Annotated in this window: 17 protein-coding genes and 1 pseudogene; 12 read left to right on the top strand and 6 right to left on the bottom strand. The window is 51.7% G+C overall.

What is annotated here, in order from left to right:
* Positions 1–115: 115 nt before the first annotated feature.
* Genes GPK90_RS03020 through GPK90_RS03010 form a run of 3 tightly spaced genes read right to left on the bottom strand, consistent with a single transcriptional unit; the run spans position 116 to position 3178 of the window.
* On the bottom strand, positions 116–1096 hold the full coding sequence (locus tag GPK90_RS03020) for an ABC transporter ATP-binding protein (RefSeq protein WP_215702115.1): 981 nt from the start codon (positions 1094–1096) through the stop codon (positions 116–118).
* Between the two features lie 5 nt (positions 1097–1101).
* Entirely contained in the window at positions 1102–2112 is a 1011-nt protein-coding gene (locus GPK90_RS03015; RefSeq protein WP_215702114.1) for a FecCD family ABC transporter permease, read from the bottom strand.
* Entirely contained in the window at positions 2072–3178 is a 1107-nt protein-coding gene (locus GPK90_RS03010) for an ABC transporter substrate-binding protein (RefSeq protein ID WP_215702113.1), read from the bottom strand. The genes GPK90_RS03015 and GPK90_RS03010 overlap by 41 nt, the downstream gene beginning before the upstream one ends.
* Positions 3179–3376: 198 nt before the next feature.
* Here GPK90_RS03010 and GPK90_RS03005 point away from each other — a divergent pair, with 198 nt between their 5' ends.
* The 4 genes from GPK90_RS03005 to GPK90_RS02990 all read left to right on the top strand — a co-directional run bounded on the left by GPK90_RS03005 (position 3377) and on the right by GPK90_RS02990 (position 7879).
* Positions 3377–4162 carry an FAD binding domain-containing protein gene (locus GPK90_RS03005; protein WP_215702112.1) on the top strand — a complete coding sequence of 262 codons (786 nt, stop codon included), beginning with the start codon at positions 3377–3379 and terminating at the stop codon, positions 4160–4162.
* A 113-nt stretch (positions 4163–4275) separates the two neighbouring features.
* A complete protein-coding gene (locus GPK90_RS03000; RefSeq protein WP_215702111.1) occupies positions 4276–4740 on the top strand; it encodes a (2Fe-2S)-binding protein in 465 nt (154 codons plus the stop codon).
* Positions 4741–4835: 95 nt separating this feature from the next.
* Positions 4836–7244, top strand: coding sequence for a xanthine dehydrogenase family protein molybdopterin-binding subunit (locus GPK90_RS02995; RefSeq protein ID WP_215702110.1), 2409 nt, complete (start codon positions 4836–4838; stop codon positions 7242–7244).
* Between the two features lie 161 nt (positions 7245–7405).
* Positions 7406–7879, top strand: coding sequence for a type IV pilin protein (locus GPK90_RS02990; RefSeq protein ID WP_118530084.1), 474 nt, complete (start codon positions 7406–7408; stop codon positions 7877–7879).
* Here the strand turns inward: GPK90_RS02990 and citX are convergent.
* Entirely contained in the window at positions 7836–9371 is a 1536-nt protein-coding gene (citX, locus tag GPK90_RS02985) for a citrate lyase holo-[acyl-carrier protein] synthase (protein WP_215702109.1), read from the bottom strand. The genes GPK90_RS02990 and citX overlap by 44 nt on opposite strands.
* A 92-nt stretch (positions 9372–9463) precedes the next feature.
* Complete coding sequence (citC, locus tag GPK90_RS02980) at positions 9464–10495, bottom strand: [citrate (pro-3S)-lyase] ligase (RefSeq protein ID WP_215702108.1); 1032 nt, start codon at positions 10493–10495, stop codon at positions 9464–9466.
* Between the two features lie 243 nt (positions 10496–10738).
* Here citC and GPK90_RS02975 point away from each other — a divergent pair, with 243 nt between their 5' ends.
* The 4 genes and pseudogenes from GPK90_RS02975 to GPK90_RS02960 all read left to right on the top strand — a co-directional run.
* Positions 10739–11779 carry a tRNA dihydrouridine synthase gene (locus GPK90_RS02975; protein ID WP_118530078.1) on the top strand — a complete coding sequence of 347 codons (1041 nt, stop codon included), beginning with the start codon at positions 10739–10741 and terminating at the stop codon, positions 11777–11779.
* Between the two features lie 17 nt (positions 11780–11796).
* Positions 11797–12264 (top strand): LURP-one-related/scramblase family protein, encoded by a 468-nt coding sequence (locus tag GPK90_RS02970; protein ID WP_118530374.1) that lies wholly within the window; start codon positions 11797–11799, stop codon positions 12262–12264.
* A gap of 54 nt (positions 12265–12318) precedes the next feature.
* A complete protein-coding gene (locus GPK90_RS02965) occupies positions 12319–12741 on the top strand; it encodes a PaaI family thioesterase (RefSeq protein ID WP_215702107.1) in 423 nt (140 codons plus the stop codon).
* Positions 12742–12774: 33 nt separating this feature from the next.
* Positions 12775–13485, top strand: a pseudogene (locus GPK90_RS02960) (iron-containing alcohol dehydrogenase); the annotation flags it as partial.
* A 61-nt stretch (positions 13486–13546) separates the two neighbouring features.
* On the opposite strand, the gene GPK90_RS02955 reads toward GPK90_RS02960, so the two are convergent.
* Positions 13547–14230 (bottom strand): helix-turn-helix transcriptional regulator, encoded by a 684-nt coding sequence (locus GPK90_RS02955; protein WP_142411861.1) that lies wholly within the window; start codon positions 14228–14230, stop codon positions 13547–13549.
* 464 nt (positions 14231–14694) lie between these two features.
* Here GPK90_RS02955 and GPK90_RS02950 point away from each other — a divergent pair, with 464 nt between their 5' ends.
* From GPK90_RS02950 to rho, 4 genes are all read left to right on the top strand, one after another.
* Positions 14695–15033, top strand: coding sequence for a hypothetical protein (locus tag GPK90_RS02950; protein WP_118530071.1), 339 nt, complete (start codon positions 14695–14697; stop codon positions 15031–15033).
* 37 nt (positions 15034–15070) lie between these two features.
* Entirely contained in the window at positions 15071–15859 is a 789-nt protein-coding gene (locus GPK90_RS02945; RefSeq protein ID WP_215702106.1) for a polysaccharide deacetylase family protein, read from the top strand.
* A gap of 23 nt (positions 15860–15882) precedes the next feature.
* Positions 15883–17217: a replication-associated recombination protein A gene (locus GPK90_RS02940; RefSeq protein ID WP_215702105.1), complete on the top strand. Its 1335-nt coding sequence runs from the start codon at positions 15883–15885 to the stop codon at positions 17215–17217.
* A 455-nt stretch (positions 17218–17672) separates the two neighbouring features.
* Positions 17673–19538 (top strand): transcription termination factor Rho, encoded by a 1866-nt coding sequence (gene rho / locus GPK90_RS02935; RefSeq protein ID WP_215702104.1) that lies wholly within the window; start codon positions 17673–17675, stop codon positions 19536–19538.
* Positions 19539–19619 lie beyond the last annotated feature (81 nt).

The following is a 19619-nucleotide window of genomic DNA, read 5'->3' as shown; positions in this document are numbered from 1 at the left end:
TCGGGTACATCAGTGGTATGGTGCGCAGGGATCATGAGGAAAATCCAGAGGTTTCCTATGAACAGGATCATGAGCCGGTTTTATGGAAAATACAACCAGGATCACGGGGCTATAGCTATAAAACCGGCAGGAGAACGAGTCGATTCCCTGCGCATTTTGATGGATCAGGAAGCGGAACCAGACGCACCTCCCCGTAGATCTCAGAAAAAGCCTGCTCCATGACGGAGACAGGATCCGTCTTCGGATGCAGCGTGTGGATCAGCGTGCCGTCCTTTAGGAGCAGCAGGATATCACAGTATGCGAGTGCGAGTGTCGGATCGTGGAGACAGAGAATTGCAGTTTTTTCTGTGAGAATTTTTCCGGTTGAGTAAGATAGCCCATCTGGTTCATCGGCGCTACATGCCAATGATGTGCATTCACGCAAAGAGTGAGATTGTTGCAAACAATCGGGCCCAGTGTGAGAATGTGTCGAGACAGGTTCTTTTTTATAGGGAAAAAAGGCAGGGGAAGCAGATCTACCGCCCTGTGCCGCCTGTACGATATCTGCGATCAGCCCCATCATCCGGTACTTATTCCCAAGGTCCAGCGAACTGTCCGGCTCATCAAAGAGCAGGAGCGAAGTATCTTCAATGAGTGTTCTCGCCAGGATCACGAGCTGCTGTTCCCCACCGCTGAGTGTTAAGTAATCCCGATTCGCAAAATCGTCCATTCCGACGGAAGCGAGCGCCTGGAGGGCTGCCTCCCGCATCTTGGCAGACGGCTGTTCGAAGAGTTTCAACCGGGAGTAAAATCCCATGAGCACGATATCCAGCGCACTCATGGAAATGGAGATCCCGCTCTGCTGCGGAATATAACTTACGAGTCCTGCGAGAGCTTTTGGAGAGAGAGCTGTGAGGTCCTGCCCGTTCAGGAGAACATGGCCGCTGTGGGAAAGCTCTCCGCATATGGCCCGCAAAAGGGTAGTCTTTCCGCTCCCGTTCGGTCCGAGAAGCGCGATTATATGCCCGGGATTTTCAACCGAAAGGGAAAGATGGTTTAGGATCTTATGACCGCCCAGAGAGACGGAGAGGTCCTGAATGGAAACATGTTCAGACATAATGATCAGCGCCTCCTTTCCGAGAGGATCAGATAGATCAAAAACGGCGCTCCGAGGAGCGAAGTAAAGATACTGACAGGAAGCTCCACTGCGGCGAGTGATTTTGCAAGAATATCCGCGGTCAGGAGCAGGAAACTCCCGATGAGACCGCTGAGAAAGCATGCGGACTTCCGGTTATGCCCGGTCAGGAGTCTTGCCGTGTGCGGAGCGAGAAGACCGACGAAGCTGATGAGTCCGGTCACACTGACAGCGGCTGCGACGGTGAGTGTGGCGAGAAAAAGAACGAAAAAACGTGTTTTCCGGACAGATACGCCGAGCATGCGGGTCTCATCCTCACGGACCGAGAGTGCCAGAAGATGGCGGTGGAGCAGGAAGACCAGCGCGGAGGAGATCAGGATGATCACGACCGGAAACGGGATTTTTGATGCGGTGACGCCGGAGAGACTTCCCATGATCCAGTATTCGATCGAGGCGAGCTGTTTTTCCGGATCTGCCATGAGCTTTAAGAGCATGAGAACGGTCTGCGCGAGAGCATGGACCGCGATCCCCGCGAGAACGATGGAAGAATGGTCCCGGACCGGGGAGAGAGCGGTGAGCCCGAGGGAAAGGCAGACGGCGAGAAGAGCACCGAAAAATGCGAAGAGCATTGTGGACGGCGCGGCGGCGGAGACGAACAGGATCGCGAAAGCCGCACCGGCACTGGCTCCGGAGGAGACACCGATGATGTCGGGGGATGCCAGTGGATTCCGGAAGACCGTCTGGTAGACAAATCCTGCGATCCCGAGTCCAAAACCGCCGACGAGTCCCATGACAGCGCGCGGCAGGCGGAGAACCGTGAAGGTACGGAGCGCCATCGGATCCCCGGCAGCCAGGCCAGATAATGTGATCGGATATTTTCCGGTACTCAGGGCAGAAACAAAGGCGATGACCATAAAAGTCATCGCCAGTGTTAAGGTTGCCATGGTTCGGTTGGAATTAGTTTGCGCTTTCCGGAGTGAATCCATAGAATGTTTCATAGAAATTCTTCTCTGCTGTCTTGAAATCGTATTCAGTTACAACGTCCGGGTGAAGAACGGAAGCGACGTAGTAGCCTCCTAAAAAGCTTGCCGGGACCGGGGAATCGAGTGCCTCGATGTCGCTCGGGATCTGGTAAACATGTCCTTCTTTTACGGCTGTGCAGTCAGCAAGAGCGGAATCGTTCAGAACGGAGTCCACATCGTAGTCTGCATCAGCTGCGAGAATGATGTAATCCGGGTTCCAGGAAAGGATCTGCTCGTAGGAAGTATCAGCCCAGTAGGTATCTGTGATCTCAGAAGCTGCATTGACGCCACCTGCATGCTCGATCAGAGTGGACTGGTACATTTCCGGACCAGCAGTCTGTAACAGAGCGCTGTTTCCTGCAAGATATACGGACGGAGTTTCTTTTCCCTCGAGAGACTGGACAAGCTCTGCAGTGGTATCAGAGATCCAGTATTCGAGTGTCTGTCCTTTTTCTACTACGTTTGCTGCGGTGGAGATCATGTCGATCGTCTCCATCAGCTTTGCGTCATCCTCCGGATTGACAGCGATCACGGTGAGACCGAGCTCTTCCATTGCCGGGATGGAATCCTTTAATTTCACAGGAACAATTACAAGATCCGGCTTTAATGCTGCGCAGCCTTCCAGATCGAACTCTTTTGCGGTTCCGACGGACGGAAGACTTGTGAGCTCCGGAGCGCTGAGTTTATAGATATTTCTTTTGTCCGCTTTTGCCTCGACGCCAACTAACTTGTCGTCAAGACCAAGCGCGATCATCAGGCTTGTGGAGATATAGTAGCCGCTGACAAAGGATTCTGGCTGCTTCTCGATCGTAACCTCACGGCCGAGATGGTCGGTGATGGTAACCGGATAGGTGACTTCCATGTCGGAGACAGCGGTCTCGGAAGTCTCAGAAGCGGATTCAGAAGCTGCTTCGGTGGATTCTGCGGTCGTCTCAGCGGCAGCAGTTGTTGTTGATGCGGTGTTGCTTCCACATGCAGTTACGCTCACAGATAATGCGAGAGCTAAGAGCAGAGCGGAGAGCTGTTTGAAATTTTTTTTCATAATCTTTTGTCCTCTTTCGATCTTTTTTTGCTGGAATACCGTTGTATTTTTCCGACTATAACGGAATTATAGCAGAAAGTATGTTAAAATAAAAGTAATTTTTGAAGAACGCTTCAGAATACAGGGATTCGGACTTTTTTGAGAGCAGGAAAAGGCGGGAATAACTGCATATTCTGAGGGATCATGAGGAGCAATGGTATGAGAGTCATCAGGGAATATAAAAAAGCGGAAAGCCTGGAAGAGGCGTGGCAGTTAAACCAGAAAAAGAGCAACCGGGTCCTGGGCGGCATGGTCTGGCTGAAGATGGGAAAGATGCAGATCGGTACGGCGATCGACCTGTCCGGACTCGGGCTTGACACGATCGAGGAGACGGAGGACGAGTTCCGGATCGGCTGCATGGTCACATTGAGAGATCTGGAACTTGATTCGGGACTTAACGGGTATACGGACGGCGCTGTGCGGGAGTCGGTGCGTCACATCGTCGGCGTCCAGTTCCGGAATCTCGCGACGGTCGGAGGAAGTATTTACGGAAGATACGGATTTTCCGACGTGCTGACGATGTTTCTGGCGATGGACAGCTATGTGGAGCTTTACAAAGGCGGGATCATTCCGTTGAGAGAGTACGCAAAAATGCCGTATGACCGGGACATCCTGGTCCGGCTGATCGTAAAAAAAGAAGCGGCATCGTTTGATTACCAGTCCGTCCGCAACACGCAGACCGATTTTCCGGTCCTCACCTGTGCCGCGGCAAAGACAGAAGCCGGATACCGGTTCGCGATCGGGGCAAGACCGGGAAAAGCGGTTCTCTTTGCGCTGTCCAATGAGGATATGAAGGACAAAAATGTGGAAAACATCGCGGAGTATGCTGCCAAGTGTGTAAAAGAACAGATCGTGACCGGCTTCAACACGAGAGGAAGCGCGGAGTACCGGAACCATCTGGCCGGGGTGCTGGTGAGACGGGCGGTATGTAAGTTTGGGGAATAAGAACAGACGGATGAAGAACGGTTTGAAAGAAGAAAGCTTTGTCTGACTGAAAGAAACTCAGTCCGTTATGGAGCATAAAGAAACTGGAAACAGATAAAAACGAGGAATCATACATGAACATCACGATAACATTAAATGGAAAAAAGATCTCGGAGGAGATCGACGCAGACCTTCTTCTGATCGATTTTGTGCGGAATCACGGCTGTTACAGTGTAAAGCGCGGATGTGAGACGTCGAACTGCGGGCTCTGCACGGTATTTTTAGATGAAAAGCCGGTGCTTTCCTGCTCCGTTCTTGCGGCGCGGGCAGACGGAAGAAGTGTGACGACGCTGGAAGGACTTCAGGACGAAGCGAAGGAATTCGGCGCTTTTATCGCGGATCAGGGCGCCGAGCAGTGCGGATTCTGCAATCCTGGCTTCATTATGAACGCGCTGGCACTGTTCCGGGAAAACGAATATCCGGATACGGAGAAAATCAAGGAATATCTGGCGGGCAACTTATGCCGCTGCTCCGGCTACGAGGGACAGCTTCGCGGTATCCAGGCATTTCTCGCATGGAAGAAAGAAAAGAACGGGTGACGGTCCGGTGAGGCGCGCGTGTGACGGTCGGACCGTGACAACACGCAGAACAAATGATGTGAGACTGTTACAAATACAGAAAGAGGACGAAAGTTATGAAATATGTAAATAAACCTGTCCGGAAAAAGGACGCGATGCAGCTTGTGACCGGACAGCCTGTATACATGGACGATATCGCTCCGAAGGACTGCCTGATCGTAAAACTCCTGCGCTCCCCGCATGCGAACGCGATCGTGACTTCCTTGAATAAGACGGCTGCGATGAAAGTGGACGGGATCGAGGCGATCTATACCTGGGAAGATATCCCGCAGGATGCGAAGCGGTACACGCAGGCAGGACAGACATATCCGGAGATGAGTCCGTATGACAGACTCTTGCTTGACCGGCATGTCCGCTACGTCGGGGATGTGGTCGCGATCGTTGCCGGTCGCGATGAAAAATGTGTGGACCGGGCATTAAAGCTCATTAAAGTCCAGTACGAGGTCCTGGAACCGCTCCTTGATTTCAGGAAGGCGAAGGACAACAGGATCCTGGTGCATCCGGAGGACAACTGGGAGAGTCTTGTTCCGGTCGGGGCGGACAATAAGAGAAATCTGTGCGCCCATGACGAATCGGGAGAGGGAGATATCGAGAAAGTATTGAGGGAGAGCGATGTTGTGATCGACCATGTCTATCACACGAAGGCATGTCAGCAGACGATGATGGAGACATTCCGGACGTTCTGTACGATCGACGCTTACGGACGCCTCAACGTGGTCAGCTCCACCCAGATCGTATTCCACTGCCGCCGGATCATCGCCAATGCGCTCCATATCCCGAAGTCCATGATCCGCGTCAGCAAGCCGAGAATCGGAGGCGGATTCGGTGCGAAGCAGACATCGATCAGCGAGGTTTATCCGGCTTATGTGACCTGGATGACAAAGAAACCGTCAAAGATCATCTTTACCCGCGAGGAGAGCATGACCGCCTCTACACCGCGCCATGAGATGGAAGTCCATGTGCGTCTCGGTGCAAGTAAGGACGGGGTCGTCAACGGCATCGACATGTACACGCTGTCCAACACGGGCGCTTACGGGGAACATGGTCCCACAACGGTCGGACTTTCCGGGCATAAATCCATCCCGCTCTACGGGAAGGCGAAGGCATTCCGGTTTGTGAGTGATGTTGTATACACGAACGTGATGTCTGCCGGGGCGTACCGTGGATACGGGGCGACACAGGGACTGTTCGCGGTGGAGTCCGCGGTGAACGAACTTGCCGCGAAGCTTCACATGGATCCGTTTGAGATCCGCGAGAAGAACATCATCAAAGAGGGCGACGTGATGCCGGCCTATTACGGTCAGGTCAATACGAGCTGTGCGCTTGATCGCTGTCTTGCGCGTGTGAAAGAGATGATCCACTGGGACGAAAAATATCCGGTCCGCGATATGGGCAACGGAAAGGTCCGCGCGGTCGGCATGGGAATGGCGATGCAGGGATCCGGTATTTCGTCCGTCGATGTGGGAAGTGCCACGATCAAGGTGAACGACGACGGATTCTACACGCTGTCGATCGGTGCAGCCGATATGGGAACCGGCTGTGATACGATCCTGGCGCAGATCGCGGCGGAGGTTCTCGAGTGCTCTGTCGATGAGATCACGGTGTTCGGCGCGGACACGGATACTTCGCCGTATGATTCCGGTTCCTACGCGTCCAGTACGACGTATGTCACGGGAAAAGCGGTCGAAAAGTGTGCACTGCAGGTTCGGGAACAGATCTGCAAACTCGGTGCACAGATGATGAACTGCCCGGAGAATGAGGTCGTGTTTGACGGGAAGGTTGTACGGAGAGAGAGAAAGAGAGCAGCAGGCAGCAATGTTCCGGGCAGGAGTGAAGAAACAGACATAAAAACTGGTGCTGAGCTGGCTGCAAAAGACGGTGCTGGTAGTCCGGAAAATAGCGGATCCGCGGAATCCTCAGAAACTTCGCAGGTTTCCCTTGCAGATATCGCCACCGCCTCCATGTGCGGAAACGGGATCGCTCTCGAGGCGACCGTGACGAACAGCTCCCCGATCTCTCCGCCGCCGTTTATGGTCGGAGCCGCGGAGGTCGAGGTGGACCTTGAGACAGGTGAGACGAAGATCATCGATTATGCCGCCGCCGTCGACTGCGGAACGCCGGTGAACCCGAATCTTGCGAGAGTCCAGGCGGAAGGCGGGATCCTGCAGGGAATCGGAATGGCGCTCACGGAAAATATTACCTACAATAAACTTGGAAAGCTCGCGGAAAATTCCCTGATGCAGTATAAGATCCCGACCCGCGTGGATATCGGAAAGATCCAGGTCGATTTTGAGTCGAGCTATGAGAATGAGGGACCGTTCGGCGCAAAATCGATCGGTGAAGTCGTGATCAACACCCCGCTCCCGGCAGTGGCGGACGCGATCTACAATGCAACAGGGACAAGATTTTATGAGCTGCCGATCACGCCGGAGAAGATCGCGATGGCAGTGCTGGAATCGAAATGATTGACGGAATTCGGACAATAGAATGCGATATGACCATATGTTATAAACAAACTGTAACGATGAAGATCAACCGGGGCGAGAACATGAAAGAGCAGGTTTCGTGACAACAGAATAGGCGCGTCATCGGATTGCTCCGGGCAGAGAGAAAGCAGGGGCAGAGTATGACGAAGAAAATATGGGATTTCAGAAACTTCAGAGAACGAAAGAAAAAAGATCAGGGCGGATATTCCCTGGTGGAACTGATGGTAGTCATCGTCATCATGGTGATCCTTGCATCTGTGAGCATCGGAGTCTACAATGGATATGTGGAGCGCGCGAAGAACGCGGTAGCTTATGAAAAGGGACACCGGATCGCGGAGGCACTGAAGATCTGCGAGGCGGAGTACGGTCTTTCCGGAACAATCAGCCTGGATCGCCTGTCAGCGATTTCGGGAGATCTGATGAAGAAACCGAATGATCCGGACAGTCTCCTCTACGAATATGTGGGAGAGGACACGGATGACTGTACGGATTTTACGGTTTCCTTAAAGAAGATCGACACTGCATCGGTGGAGATCCAGGGATTCACTTACACAGCGGACACCTACGAGATCACATGGACGGAGGACGACGGTGTGGAAGTGACGATGAAATAACAGGGCTGATCATCCCGCATGTTTCCAGAAAATGGAACATCAGGCTGACGGCCAGGAGATCAGCACATCCGCCGGGACTTAAGTGCATGGCGATGTACTGTTCGTCCAGTGAAGACAATATTTCTTTGAATGAATCATTCGTGACAGCAGAGAGCAGGTGTTTTGCCTGCTCTTTGCTTTTTTTTGCGAGCTCCGGACCGCCGCGGTGCACCATGTTGGTGTCATCGACCTCCGAGATCAGGGTGAGGAGTGCCATGGCGGCCGCATCATTTAAGGAAAAACCGGCGGCAAGCCATTTTTTGAGTGCCGGAAGTCCGATCCGGACAGCGGAAGGAAAACCAGCAGCAGCCTCTCCTCTGGCTCCCTGGATTCCGTAGGCGGAGAAGATTCGCTCGCCGTTCGACAAGGCGGATGGTTCAGCTTGTGGGGGATGATTTTTGGTGTCCATCGGCATAGAACCCCGGCTATCCTGCGAGTTCACATCAATGGAAGAAGCGTGGGACAGCTTGTTCTGATGATTGAAAAGTTTTGCCAGATCACCGAGGGAACAGCTTCCAAGCTTCCTGCATTCGCTGAGAACTTCCTCGTCCGGAAGCGGCAGACTCTTTCCTGCATGGACTTTTCCCAGCGCCCCGCAGAGGATCGCAGAGGCGAAGACAAGACCTTTGTGGGTGTTGATCCCGTGCGTGGCGGAGAACATGGCGGTCTCCGCGCGCTGCCCGGCATAGCGGAGCCGCTCAAAGATCTGTTCGTCCGCCTCGTCTGCATGGTCCCACCCGAGACAGAAAAATTCCCGGAACCATGGGATCAGGGAAGCGCTGCTGTCCAGAAATGTAAAAAAGTCCATATCCGAATGCGAACCGGAATTATTCCGGTCTACAAGTCCCGGCTTCGGGGTTGTTGAGACCTCGTAGAGCAGCCCGCGGACCGCCGCGGAGGCGGCAAGATCTGCCGAGCGGTCCCTGAAATGATCGTTAAAGAGTTTTGCCGTCTGCCACTGGATGAGTTCCATGGAATGGCGTTTTTGGGCCAGGCAGGTATTCGCATCCCCTCCGCACACCAGACAGGTGCGGGGAAGGAGATGAAGATCCTGCCGCTTTACGGAAACTCCGTCCAGTCCGCATACATCGAGATTGAAGAGACGGCCGAGCGGATGACTCTCCTCGATGGAGACGAGAAACTGTTTGACCGGGATTTCCGGGGAATCCAGGAGAAAAAAGGCGTGATCGCCGGTTGGCTCTTCACAGATCTTTGTATTTTTTATGGAGAAGCGGCCGAGTTTTTCCTGCAATTCCCGGAGTTCCTCGCGAAACGCGGCACGGGCGAAAGGAAACACTTTCACCGCTCCGGCAATATTTAAGGAAAATTCCACAAGGCAGGAGCCGTCTCCTGCGGAGAGCAGCTCCCACTTTTTCAGTATACGCCGGTCTCTTGCGGCGCGGAGTTCTTCGGAAGTCACCGGAGTGCCGGTGATCACGTCGGTCAGGTTCATGGATACCTCCCATGTTGTAAAAGAAGTAACTGTTCAGTAGGTCTGAAGGCAAAAATCCCGTCTGCGCAGCCGATTTGAAACGGATTCCTGCCTTAGTGTGTACTTTCAGCAGAAAACTTTTCTTTCAGATACTTCGCAGTACATTCCGGCACCAGGGAAAGTACTTCATCCGTTACGCCATGCTCGGCGAGGAGCTTGCGGACGCGGGAAGCGCTGATAACTTCCGGTTTTCCGTCCGGGTCTTCGGTGGTGATCCGGTCGATCTTTATGAAGGAGATCCCATAGCGGGGCAGGATCCGGATCATGGCTTCGTTATAATTTCTCGTCACCGGATCGAACGGTTCTTCCCCTGCAAAGCGCTTTTTAATATGAAGAAGCGGTGCGATCCGGGAGGCGAACAGGGTGATATCGAGCTCACTCTGGATCTTTGCGGCGTCTTCGCCTTCCTTTAAGAAATAGGTCGGGAAGGTCGCATTGGAGATCATATATGGGCCGGACGGATGAACGATGACGTTCGCAAGGTGGTCGGTTCCTTCGCGGACAAGGCGCAGGCGGTCCGCAAACGGGAACTGGGAGCGGTTTTCCTCGACCACAAAGATGTGGAGCAGGTCGCAGGCTCTGGCCGCGTAGGTGATCAGTGCAAGATGGCCTTTTGTGAACGGATTGCAGTTCATGACGATGCAGCCGATGTTGTCGGAATCTTCGGTTCCGGCAAGAAACTTTTTATAGAAATTGTCGAGTCCATTTTTCTTGTTTTCCAGCATCAGAACGGACTCTGTCTCCGCTAACGGATAGAATCCGCAGGAGGTAAAGAGTACCTTATTTTTCGGCCGGGTGATGACAAAAAGATCGTAATGACCGGCGGCAAAGCGGTTTTCCACAAGGCGGGAGACGAGACTTCCGAGCGCATTCTGCCCGCGCAGACTTTCATCGACCGCAAAACATTTCAAAAGATTCCCGGCACAGCATCCGCAGCCGGTCAGATTCTCATCGGCATCGAACACGCCGAATGCCGCCTCGATATCATCCTCATAATTTAAATGATGCTTTGCGAGAAAATCGGTCAGCATCTGTTTATCGTGAGCGAATCCAAGGGATAATTCATGAATACTTAAATCTGTCATAACGAAAACACCTCCAAAAATATTCAAGCCAAGCGCATGTTGCCATAACAGTTCTGCGGAGGTTGCTCAGGAAAGGTCCGCAGAAGGAAAGTGCTGTGGTAGCGGAAAGATGATCTTTCCGTGTACCTATAGTATAGTGGAAATGGGACAGGTTTTCCAGAGAAAAGGAGAGAAATTTGCCTGTAGCAATAAAATGTGGTACGATAATGAAAAATCAAACGAACGATACGAGGAACATAAGACATGCATATCTATTTTGCCCCGCTTGAGGGGATTACAACCTATCCATACAGAAACCTGCACCACAAATATTTTGGCGGTGTGGAGAAATATTTTACCCCGTTTCTGGCACCGGGACCGGAACAGGGGATGAGCGTGAAGGAGATGAGGGATGTATTGCCGGAAAACAATGCCGGGATACCGATCGTTCCGCAGATCCTGACAAACAGGGCTGGGGATTTTCTTCTTGCATCGAAGAAACTCTCAGAGATGGGATACCGGGAGATCAACCTGAATCTCGGATGTCCGTCCGGAACGGTCACGGCAAAGAAGAAAGGTTCCGGATTTCTTCTCTACCCGGATGATCTGGACCGCTTTTTTGATGAGGTGTTTTCGGATGCTGCAGTGCGGAATGGTGAATTCCTCGTTTCGGTAAAGACACGGATCGGGAAGAATGAGGTGGAAGAGTGGCCGGAACTCATGCAGGTTTATAACCGCTACCCGATCCATGAACTGACGGTCCATCCCCGGATCCAGAAGGAATTTTATAAAGGAACCCCGCATCTCGATGTGTTTGCGGACATTTTGAAGGAGAGCAGGAATCCGGTCGTGTATAACGGGGATCTGTTTACCGTGGAGAAGGTAAAAGAATTTCGGGAAAAGTTTCCAACAGTCGGGACGGTCATGATCGGGCGTGGACTGATCCGGAATCCGGCGTTGGCGGAGATGATCTTGCAGGAAGAGACGGAAGCTTGTACGGATCGTCTTGAAAACGGAGTTAGGATTTTTGAAGCAGATGGGCAGTTACAGACTCAAGGGAATAGAAACAAAGGGGACATCCTGCCGAGGATCCGCGAGTTCCATGACGCCCTCTTTGAACACTACCGCGAGACCATGTCCGGCGACCGGAATCTTCTGTTCCGGATGAAAGATCTCTGGAGCTACATGCTGGCAGAAGTGCCGGACAGCGAAAAACTCGCCAAAAAGATCCGTAAATCGCAGCATGTGCCGGAATATCTGGCGGCGGTGGAGGAAGTGTTTGCAAGATGGGATGCAAACAGATAGTCGGAAAGGAGGCCACTATGCAGTTACTGATCAAACAAAGAGTTTTCTCATGGACCGATACCTATGACGTCTATGATGAACATGAGAACCCAAAGTATTTCGTAAAAGCGGAATTTTTTGCGCTGGGGCATCAGATCCACGTGTATGATAAGAGTGGAAAGGAAGTCGGCATGGTGAAACAGCGGCTGTTTGCGGTTTTGCCGTGTTTTGATATCGAAATCGGAGGAAAAGAGGCCGGAAGTGTTCAGAAAGAATTTTCCTTTTTCAAGCCGCGCTATGAGTTGGATTACAACGGATGGCGGTGTGAGGGAGACTTTCTGGCGTGGGAATATGATGTCTATGAGGCGTGCTGTGTGGCGGTCCATATTTCAAAAAAGCCGTTTCAATGGGGCGATACCTATGTGATCGACATCGTGGATCCGAAGGATGAGGTCATGGCGCTCATGCTGGCGATCGCGATCGATGCGGCGAACTGTACGAAATAGATGAGATCATGTCATTCAGCACAAAAATACGAAGAGAGCAGCAGGAGGAATAAGATGGATACAGAAAAACAGCCAAAAGAAACATTCGTAGAACAGATGGAGCGCGTAAACCGCACCAATCCATTCATGATCCACAACAACATCCGCGCAGTCGCTTTGTCCGAGGACGCAGCCGAAGTGTGTGCGGAGGTTACGGAGGATTCCTTAAATGCCATGCAGACAGTCCACGGCGGACTGATGTTTGTGATGGCGGAGATCGCAGCAGGACTTGTGACGAGGAATGACGGAAGAAAATACGTGACACTGGACAGTTCGTTCCGGTTCCTCCGCGGCAGCAGCGCGAAGAAGCTCCGCGGAGTCGCAAAGATCACGAAGCGAGGAAAAACCGTCTGCTTCACAAAATCCCAGGTGATGGAGTCGGAAACCGAGAAGGTGCTGGCAGAGGGAGAGTTTACGTTTTATTGTATGGGAGAGTAAGACAGAAGCAAGAGAAAGATGTGACTGTGATATGTCTTCCGGGAGAACGGATGTGATTCCATCATCCCCCTCGGCGGCGGTTCCTCCCACGACTGTGCGAAGGCGATCGCCCTGGTTGCCTCAAACGGAGGAAACATCAGAGACTACGAAGGTGTCGACCGCTCCAGCAATCCGTTATGCCCGATGATCGCAGTCAACACAACAGCCGGAACTGCTTCTGAGATCACCCGTTTCTGTATCATCACCGATACAAGCCGGCATGTAAAGATGGCGATCGTTGACTGGCGCGTGACTCCGCAGATCGCGATCAACGACCCGAACCTTATGGTCGGAATGCCGCCGGCCCTGATAGCAGCAACCGGAATGGACGCCCTGACCCATGCGATCGAGGCGTATGTCTCCACAAATGCAAACCCGCTGACCGATGCGGCAGCACTGATGTCGATCACGATGATCACCCAGTATCTCCCGAAGGCAGTTGCAAACGGAGTTTACATGAAGGCCCGCGACAAGATGGCTTACGGACAGTATCTCGCAGGTATCGCATTCAATAACGCATCCCTCGGATATGTCCATGCGATGGCACATCAGCTCGGCGGTATGTACAATCTCCCGCACGGTGTCTGCAACGCGATCCTTCTCCCGCATGTGGAAGAGTTCAACCTGATCGGCAATGCGAACCGCTTCCGCGACATCGCAAAGGCCATGGGCGAGATTACGGAAAATAAGCTCTTGCAGGCAAGCTTGCATCGGATTTCCGACTTTTGACCCTGCTATCTTAAAATGCAGATAGAATCTGAAATAATTACTGTGAATCATCAGCAGTATTTCGGCTGCTTCTCGCCTCCTCAAGATAATTATAAAGCGTGTATTTTGAAACCTTCAGCGTCTCACAGAGGAGTACGCTCGTCTTGGAGATCTTGAAGACACCTTTCTGGTCGAGATAATCCAGGGCGCGGATCTTTTCTTCTTTGTTCATGAGTCCCATCGGCTTTCCGACGAGGAGTTCTGCCTGATTCATATAATACTGAAGGATATCGTCCACATTCTTGGTCGCAAGCGCGTCTTTGTCGCTCATCGGTGCATGGTGGGTCATCGGATACTGGACGAACGCATGGAGCGCACGCTGGGCATTTAAAAAGTCGGAGACATCGAGATTTACGCAGACAGCTCCGATGATCTTGCCGTTCTCATCCGGGATCAGGGTCGTGAAGGATTTGTAAAACTGATCTTTCTGACCGTTTGAGAAAGTCTGGAGACTGTCCTTCAGAGGTTCGATATCTTTTCCGAACTGCGTGATCATTCCCCCTTTCGGAGAACCGCCGACATCGCGTCCGCTGAGCGCAGCGTTTAAAGCATAGACGATCGTATGATCGTAACCTTTCCGGTAGTCGTGAATTAAGATCTCACTGTTTTCACCGAGAAATTTTTGGAGACCTTCCAGAAAACGGATCAAAAAGTCGAAATCAAGATACTTGGAAATTTCCATAAATGCACCTCCATGGAGACAGATACCGGATCAGGCATTCCCCCCGAAATGCACCGCCGGAACACTACGTGAAAATATTAACAAACCAGAGGCGAACAAACCTCTGAAACTTTTAACTGGTCTCAGAATATCATATAACAAACTGTTTGTCAATTATATAACATTTTTTCATACAAAAAGTTTGAAATGATGATTGACATTCTATGAAGCATGGCCTATAATAAAAACACAAAGACAAAAAGGAAGATAAACAAACTAATTTTTAGTTATTGTACCCATCCTTTTCCGGACCCGGGATCCACTCACAGGGATCCCGAGCCCACCCACTTGGACAACGACGTCCGGCTTTTGAAAGCTGCAAAGTTGTCTGGCTGAATTTGCAGATTCCCCCACTTTGATAGATTCACATCGTGGTGGATGTGATAAAGACCGGTTTTTCTGCGGAATGGATGCCCGCAGGAGAAATGGAAGGCCGAAGGGCCCGCTGCCTCGCCACAGCGAAAAAATCCGCATTTCCGGCCGTGATCCCCATAAGGGAAAAGATGATACATATTGAGCGCAGAACCCCTGAGGCAGACGATCCCCAATATCGCTGTTTCAGGGGTTCTGTCTGTTTTGAGGTGTCATGTGCATTTTCTGGTGGGAGAGGAAAGGAAAACGATCATGCGCATATATTTATAGAAAGAAGAGGATGGTTTGCCTCCTCCGCAGGCAGAAAGTTTCTGGATGGAACATTCCATATTACACAATATCGGCGGATTTTGAGGATTTCATTCGTTCTTTTTAAGACGGCAGATCAATGAAAAATGAGATGGAAAAACAGATGGTCGGGAGGTATTAATGAAATTCAGACAGAACATCATTCTGTTTCTGGCAATTTTGGTTGTGGATCTGATCCTGTGCGGCGTGACCTTGCGGATGTGGAAAGGAGAAGATGGGGAAAAGGATTTTAAGGGAGACGTGTATCATAAAAGAAATGAAGAAGGGAATGAGTCAGGGGTGCAGGAAAATCGAAAAGACAGGAACGTCATGTCGAGGGAATCGGACATGGTACGGGAGAAGGAGACCGATATGAGAAAATACGTGGCGCTCACATTCGATGATGGTCCGAATTCCAGATACACAAAGCCGCTCCTGGACGGTCTCAGGGAACGCGGGATCCGTGCATCCTTTTTTCTTGTCGGCGAGTGCATTGACGGAAAGGAAGATCTCGTAAAGCAGATGGCGGAGGATGGCCATCTGATCGGTGTCCATTGTATGACACATAAGGATCTCACGAAAGAACCGCTTTCGGATGCCAAAAAAGAAATCTGTGAAACCGGGGAGAAGATCCGGGCAGTGACCGGAGTCATGCCGGAGTACGTCCGCCCGCCATACGGAAGCTGGAATGCGAAGCTGGAGGAGGCAGTGGACATGATCCCGGTATTCTGGGATGTCGATTCCATCGACTGGCGTCTGAAGAACACGGAAAAAGTGACCGCAAAAGTCTTAAAAGATACGGAGGACGGGGACATCATCCTGATGCATGATGAGTTCCGGACATCCGTGGAAGCTGCGCTCCGGATCATTGACAACCTTACGGCGAAAGGGTATACTTTTGTTACAGTAGACGAACTGATGGTCGATTAAAACATTCGGGAAAGGCAGTTTTCATGGATTTATTTGATTATATGAGACAAAATACGATGGAGAAGGAATCGCCCCTCGCGTCCAGAATGCGCCCGACGACTCTGGACGAGGTGGTCGGTCAGAAACATATTATCGGAAAGGATAAACTCCTTTACCGTGCGATCAAGGCGGACAAGCTGGGATCGGTGATCTTTTACGGACCGCCCGGAACAGGAAAGACGACGCTCGCAAAGGTAATCGCGCATACGACAAGTGCGCGCTTTGAGCAGATCAACGCCACTGTTGCCGGAAAAAAAGATATGGAAGAGATCGTGAAAAATGCGAAGGATGCGATCGGCATGTACGGACAGAAGACGATCCTTTTCGTGGATGAGATCCATCGCTTTAATAAGTCGCAGCAGGATTATCTCCTGCCGTTCGTGGAGGACGGGACGATCACGCTGATCGGAGCGACGACGGAGAATCCATATTTTGAGGTGAACAACGCGCTTCTTTCCAGATCCAGGATCTTCGAGTTAAAACCGCTGGAAAAGCAGGATATCCGGGAACTGGTAATCCGGGCTGTCTATGATACGGAAAAAGGGATGGGAACTTATGGAGCCGATATCACGGATGAGGCGGCGGATTTCCTTGCGGATGTGGCAAACGGGGACGCGAGAGCGGCGTTAAATGCGGTCGAGCTCGGAATTCTCACGACGGACAAGTCGGAGGACGGAAAGATCCATATCACGATCGATGTCGCGGCGGAATGTATCCAGAAACGGGTGGTTCGCTACGATCATGACGGGGATAACCACTACGATACGATCTCTGCATTCATCAAGAGCATGCGTGGATCGGACCCGGATGCGGCGGTCTATTACCTGGCCAGAATGCTGTATGCAGGTGAGGATGTGAAGTTTATTGCCCGCAGGATCATGATCTGCGCTTCCGAGGATGTCGGAAATGCGGATCCGAATGCGCTTGTGGTCGCGGTGAGCGCGGCGCAGGCGGTGGAGCGGATCGGAATGCCGGAGAGCCAGATCATTCTCTCCCAGGCGGCCGCCTATGTCGCGACGGCTCCGAAGAGCAATGCGGCCTATGTGGGGATCCAGAATGCGATGAAGGCTGTAGCGAATATGCGGACGATGCCGGTTCCGGCGCATCTTCAGGATAAGCACTACAAAGGCGCGGAGAAGCTGGGACATGGACTCGGCTATAAATATGCACATGACTATCCGAATCATTATGTCACCCAGCAGTATCTGCCGGACGGGATGGAAGGAATGAGATTCTATGAACCGTCGGAGAATGGGTATGAAAAGAAGATCAGGGAGCATATGGAGTTTATAAAGCGGGAAGCTACTTTTCACGGGTAGGAATTTTCTGAACTGAAAATTCCGTATGATACCGTTGTGGTCGCGTATTTTGCCGATTTGGAATGCGAAGCATCGGCAAAATCCTGTTACAGTGCGCGGGCACTGGAGGACCCGTGTACTGTAACAGAGGGAAGCCGGAGAGATGGAATAAGCAGGATCAGGGAAAGAGGAAATTGTGAAATTTCCTCTTTCCATTTTTTTATGTGTGCGTTATAATGAGATATACTCATCAGAACAGCCTGGGAGGAAAGTATTGGAAACGATACTTGCTTCTTTGCTCCCGGGCAGTTTCGAAAAAGTCCTCCGATATCGCTGAAATGCGGTGATCCGATCGGAGAAAAGTTTCAAATCTAATGGTTCCAAGGCAGCGGATCCGGAGACGGGGAGGCTGTTATGATCTTTTTTTGATTCCCAACGAGATGATAAAACCGGAATAAGGATGAAGGAGTATTATTATGCGTGAAAAATTAGCAACATTACCGCTGACCCAGTTAAAAGAGCTGGCAAAGAGCCAGGGAATCAGGAATATCAGCGGCTTGAGAAAAGCAGAATTGATCGATCGCCTTTGTGAGGCGGCGGAAAGTGCCGGCGGCGCAAAAGTACCGGCAGAAAATAATGAAAATAGAGAGAATACGGCAGCACCGATGCAGGCGGCAGCGCAGAAAGAGAAAGCGCCGGCTGCTGGAAATGTTTCCGGAGGTGCGGGACAGGAGAAAATGGCATCGGAGAGACCGGCGGTCTTCCAGGACCGCACGGGGCGTCCGGAGAAAACCGAGCGTGCGGAACGATATGAGAGAAATGACCGTCAGGAGCGTGGGGAGCGCCAGATGAGAAATGACCGGCAGGGCAGCTACCAGAGCCGTCAGAACAATTACAGAGATCGCCAGAGTAATTACCAGGATCGTCAGAGCAGCTATCAGGACCGTCAGAGTGGTCATCAGGATCGCCAGATCAGTTACCAGGACCGCCAGAGCAGCTACCAGGACCGTCAGAATGCTTACCAGGGGCAGTCATCTGCGCAGGATTCCCAGACTCAGGGAAACTATCAGGACCGCCAGACTCAGGGCGGCATGCCGGATGCCCAGGAAATTCAGGAGAGCTCAAGAACCTATCAGACTGGTTACCAGACAAGAAACCAGGGTGCTCAGAGTTATACCGCGGAACCGAAGGCAGATCTTCAGGATCTCGACAGCGGGATCGAGGCAAACGGAATTTTAGAGGTCATGCCGGATGGCTTCGGATTTATCCGCTGTGAGAACTTTCTTCCGGGAGATAACGATGTCTATGTGGCACCTTCCCAGATCCGCCGCTTTAACATGAAGACCGGCGATATCATCCGCGGAAGCCGGAGAGTGAAATCCGCGACAGAGAAATTTGCGGCACTTCTCTATGTAAAGACGATCAACGGCTATCCGACGAGTGTTGTGGAGCACCGCCCGAACTTTGAGGATCTGACCCCGATCTTCCCGAACCAGAGACTGAATCTGGAAGTCAGAGGTGGAAAAAATACGACAGCGATGAGAGTCATGGACCTCCTTGCTCCGATCGGTAAAGGCCAGCGAGGTCTGATCGTATCCCCGCCGAAAGCAGGTAAGACAACCTTATTAAAACAGGTTGCAAAAGCAGTTACGACCAACTATCCGGATATGCATATGATCATTCTTCTGATCGATGAGCGCCCGGAGGAGGTTACAGACATTAAGGAATCCGTTGTAGGACCGAACGTGGAAGTCATCTACTCTACGTTTGACGAGCTCCCGGAGCGCCACAAACGTGTCTCTGAGATGGTCATCGAGCGCGCGAGACGTCTGGTAGAGCATGGGCGTGATGTCATGATCCTCTTAGACAGTATCACAAGACTTGCAAGAGCCTATAACCTGGTTGTTCCGCCGAGCGGACGTACTCTTTCGGGTGGTCTTGATCCGGCGGCACTCCACATGCCGAAGCGTTTCTTCGGAGCAGCGAGAAATATGAGAGAGGGCGGAAGCCTGACGATCCTTGCAACCGCACTTGTCGATACCGGAAGCCGTATGGATGACGTTATCTACGAGGAATTTAAAGGTACCGGCAATATGGAGCTTGTACTCGACCGCAAGCTCTCCGAGAAGCGGATCTTCCCGGCAATCGATATCTTAAAGTCCGGTACACGCCGCGACGATCTCCTGCTCACAAGCGAGGAGGCGGAAGCTGTGGATATCGTCCGCAAGGCGACAAACTCCATGAAAGCGGAGGAGTCCGTGGAGAAGATCCTGGACATGTTCGCACGAACAAGAACGAACAGAGAGTTCGTGGAAATGACAAAGAAAACACGATTCATATAAATGACGGGCCGGTGCTCGGAATCCGTTGGTCATTTTTCAGACCGGGTTCCGGACACAGAGTCTTATTAAGAAAAATCGTAA

Source organism: Clostridium sp. MCC344, assembly GCF_018785365.1.
Taxonomy (GTDB): Bacteria; Bacillota; Clostridia; order Lachnospirales; family Lachnospiraceae; genus Pilosibacter.
Note: the sequence above shows the minus strand (reverse complement) of the source record. Positions and strands in the feature narration are given on the sequence as shown.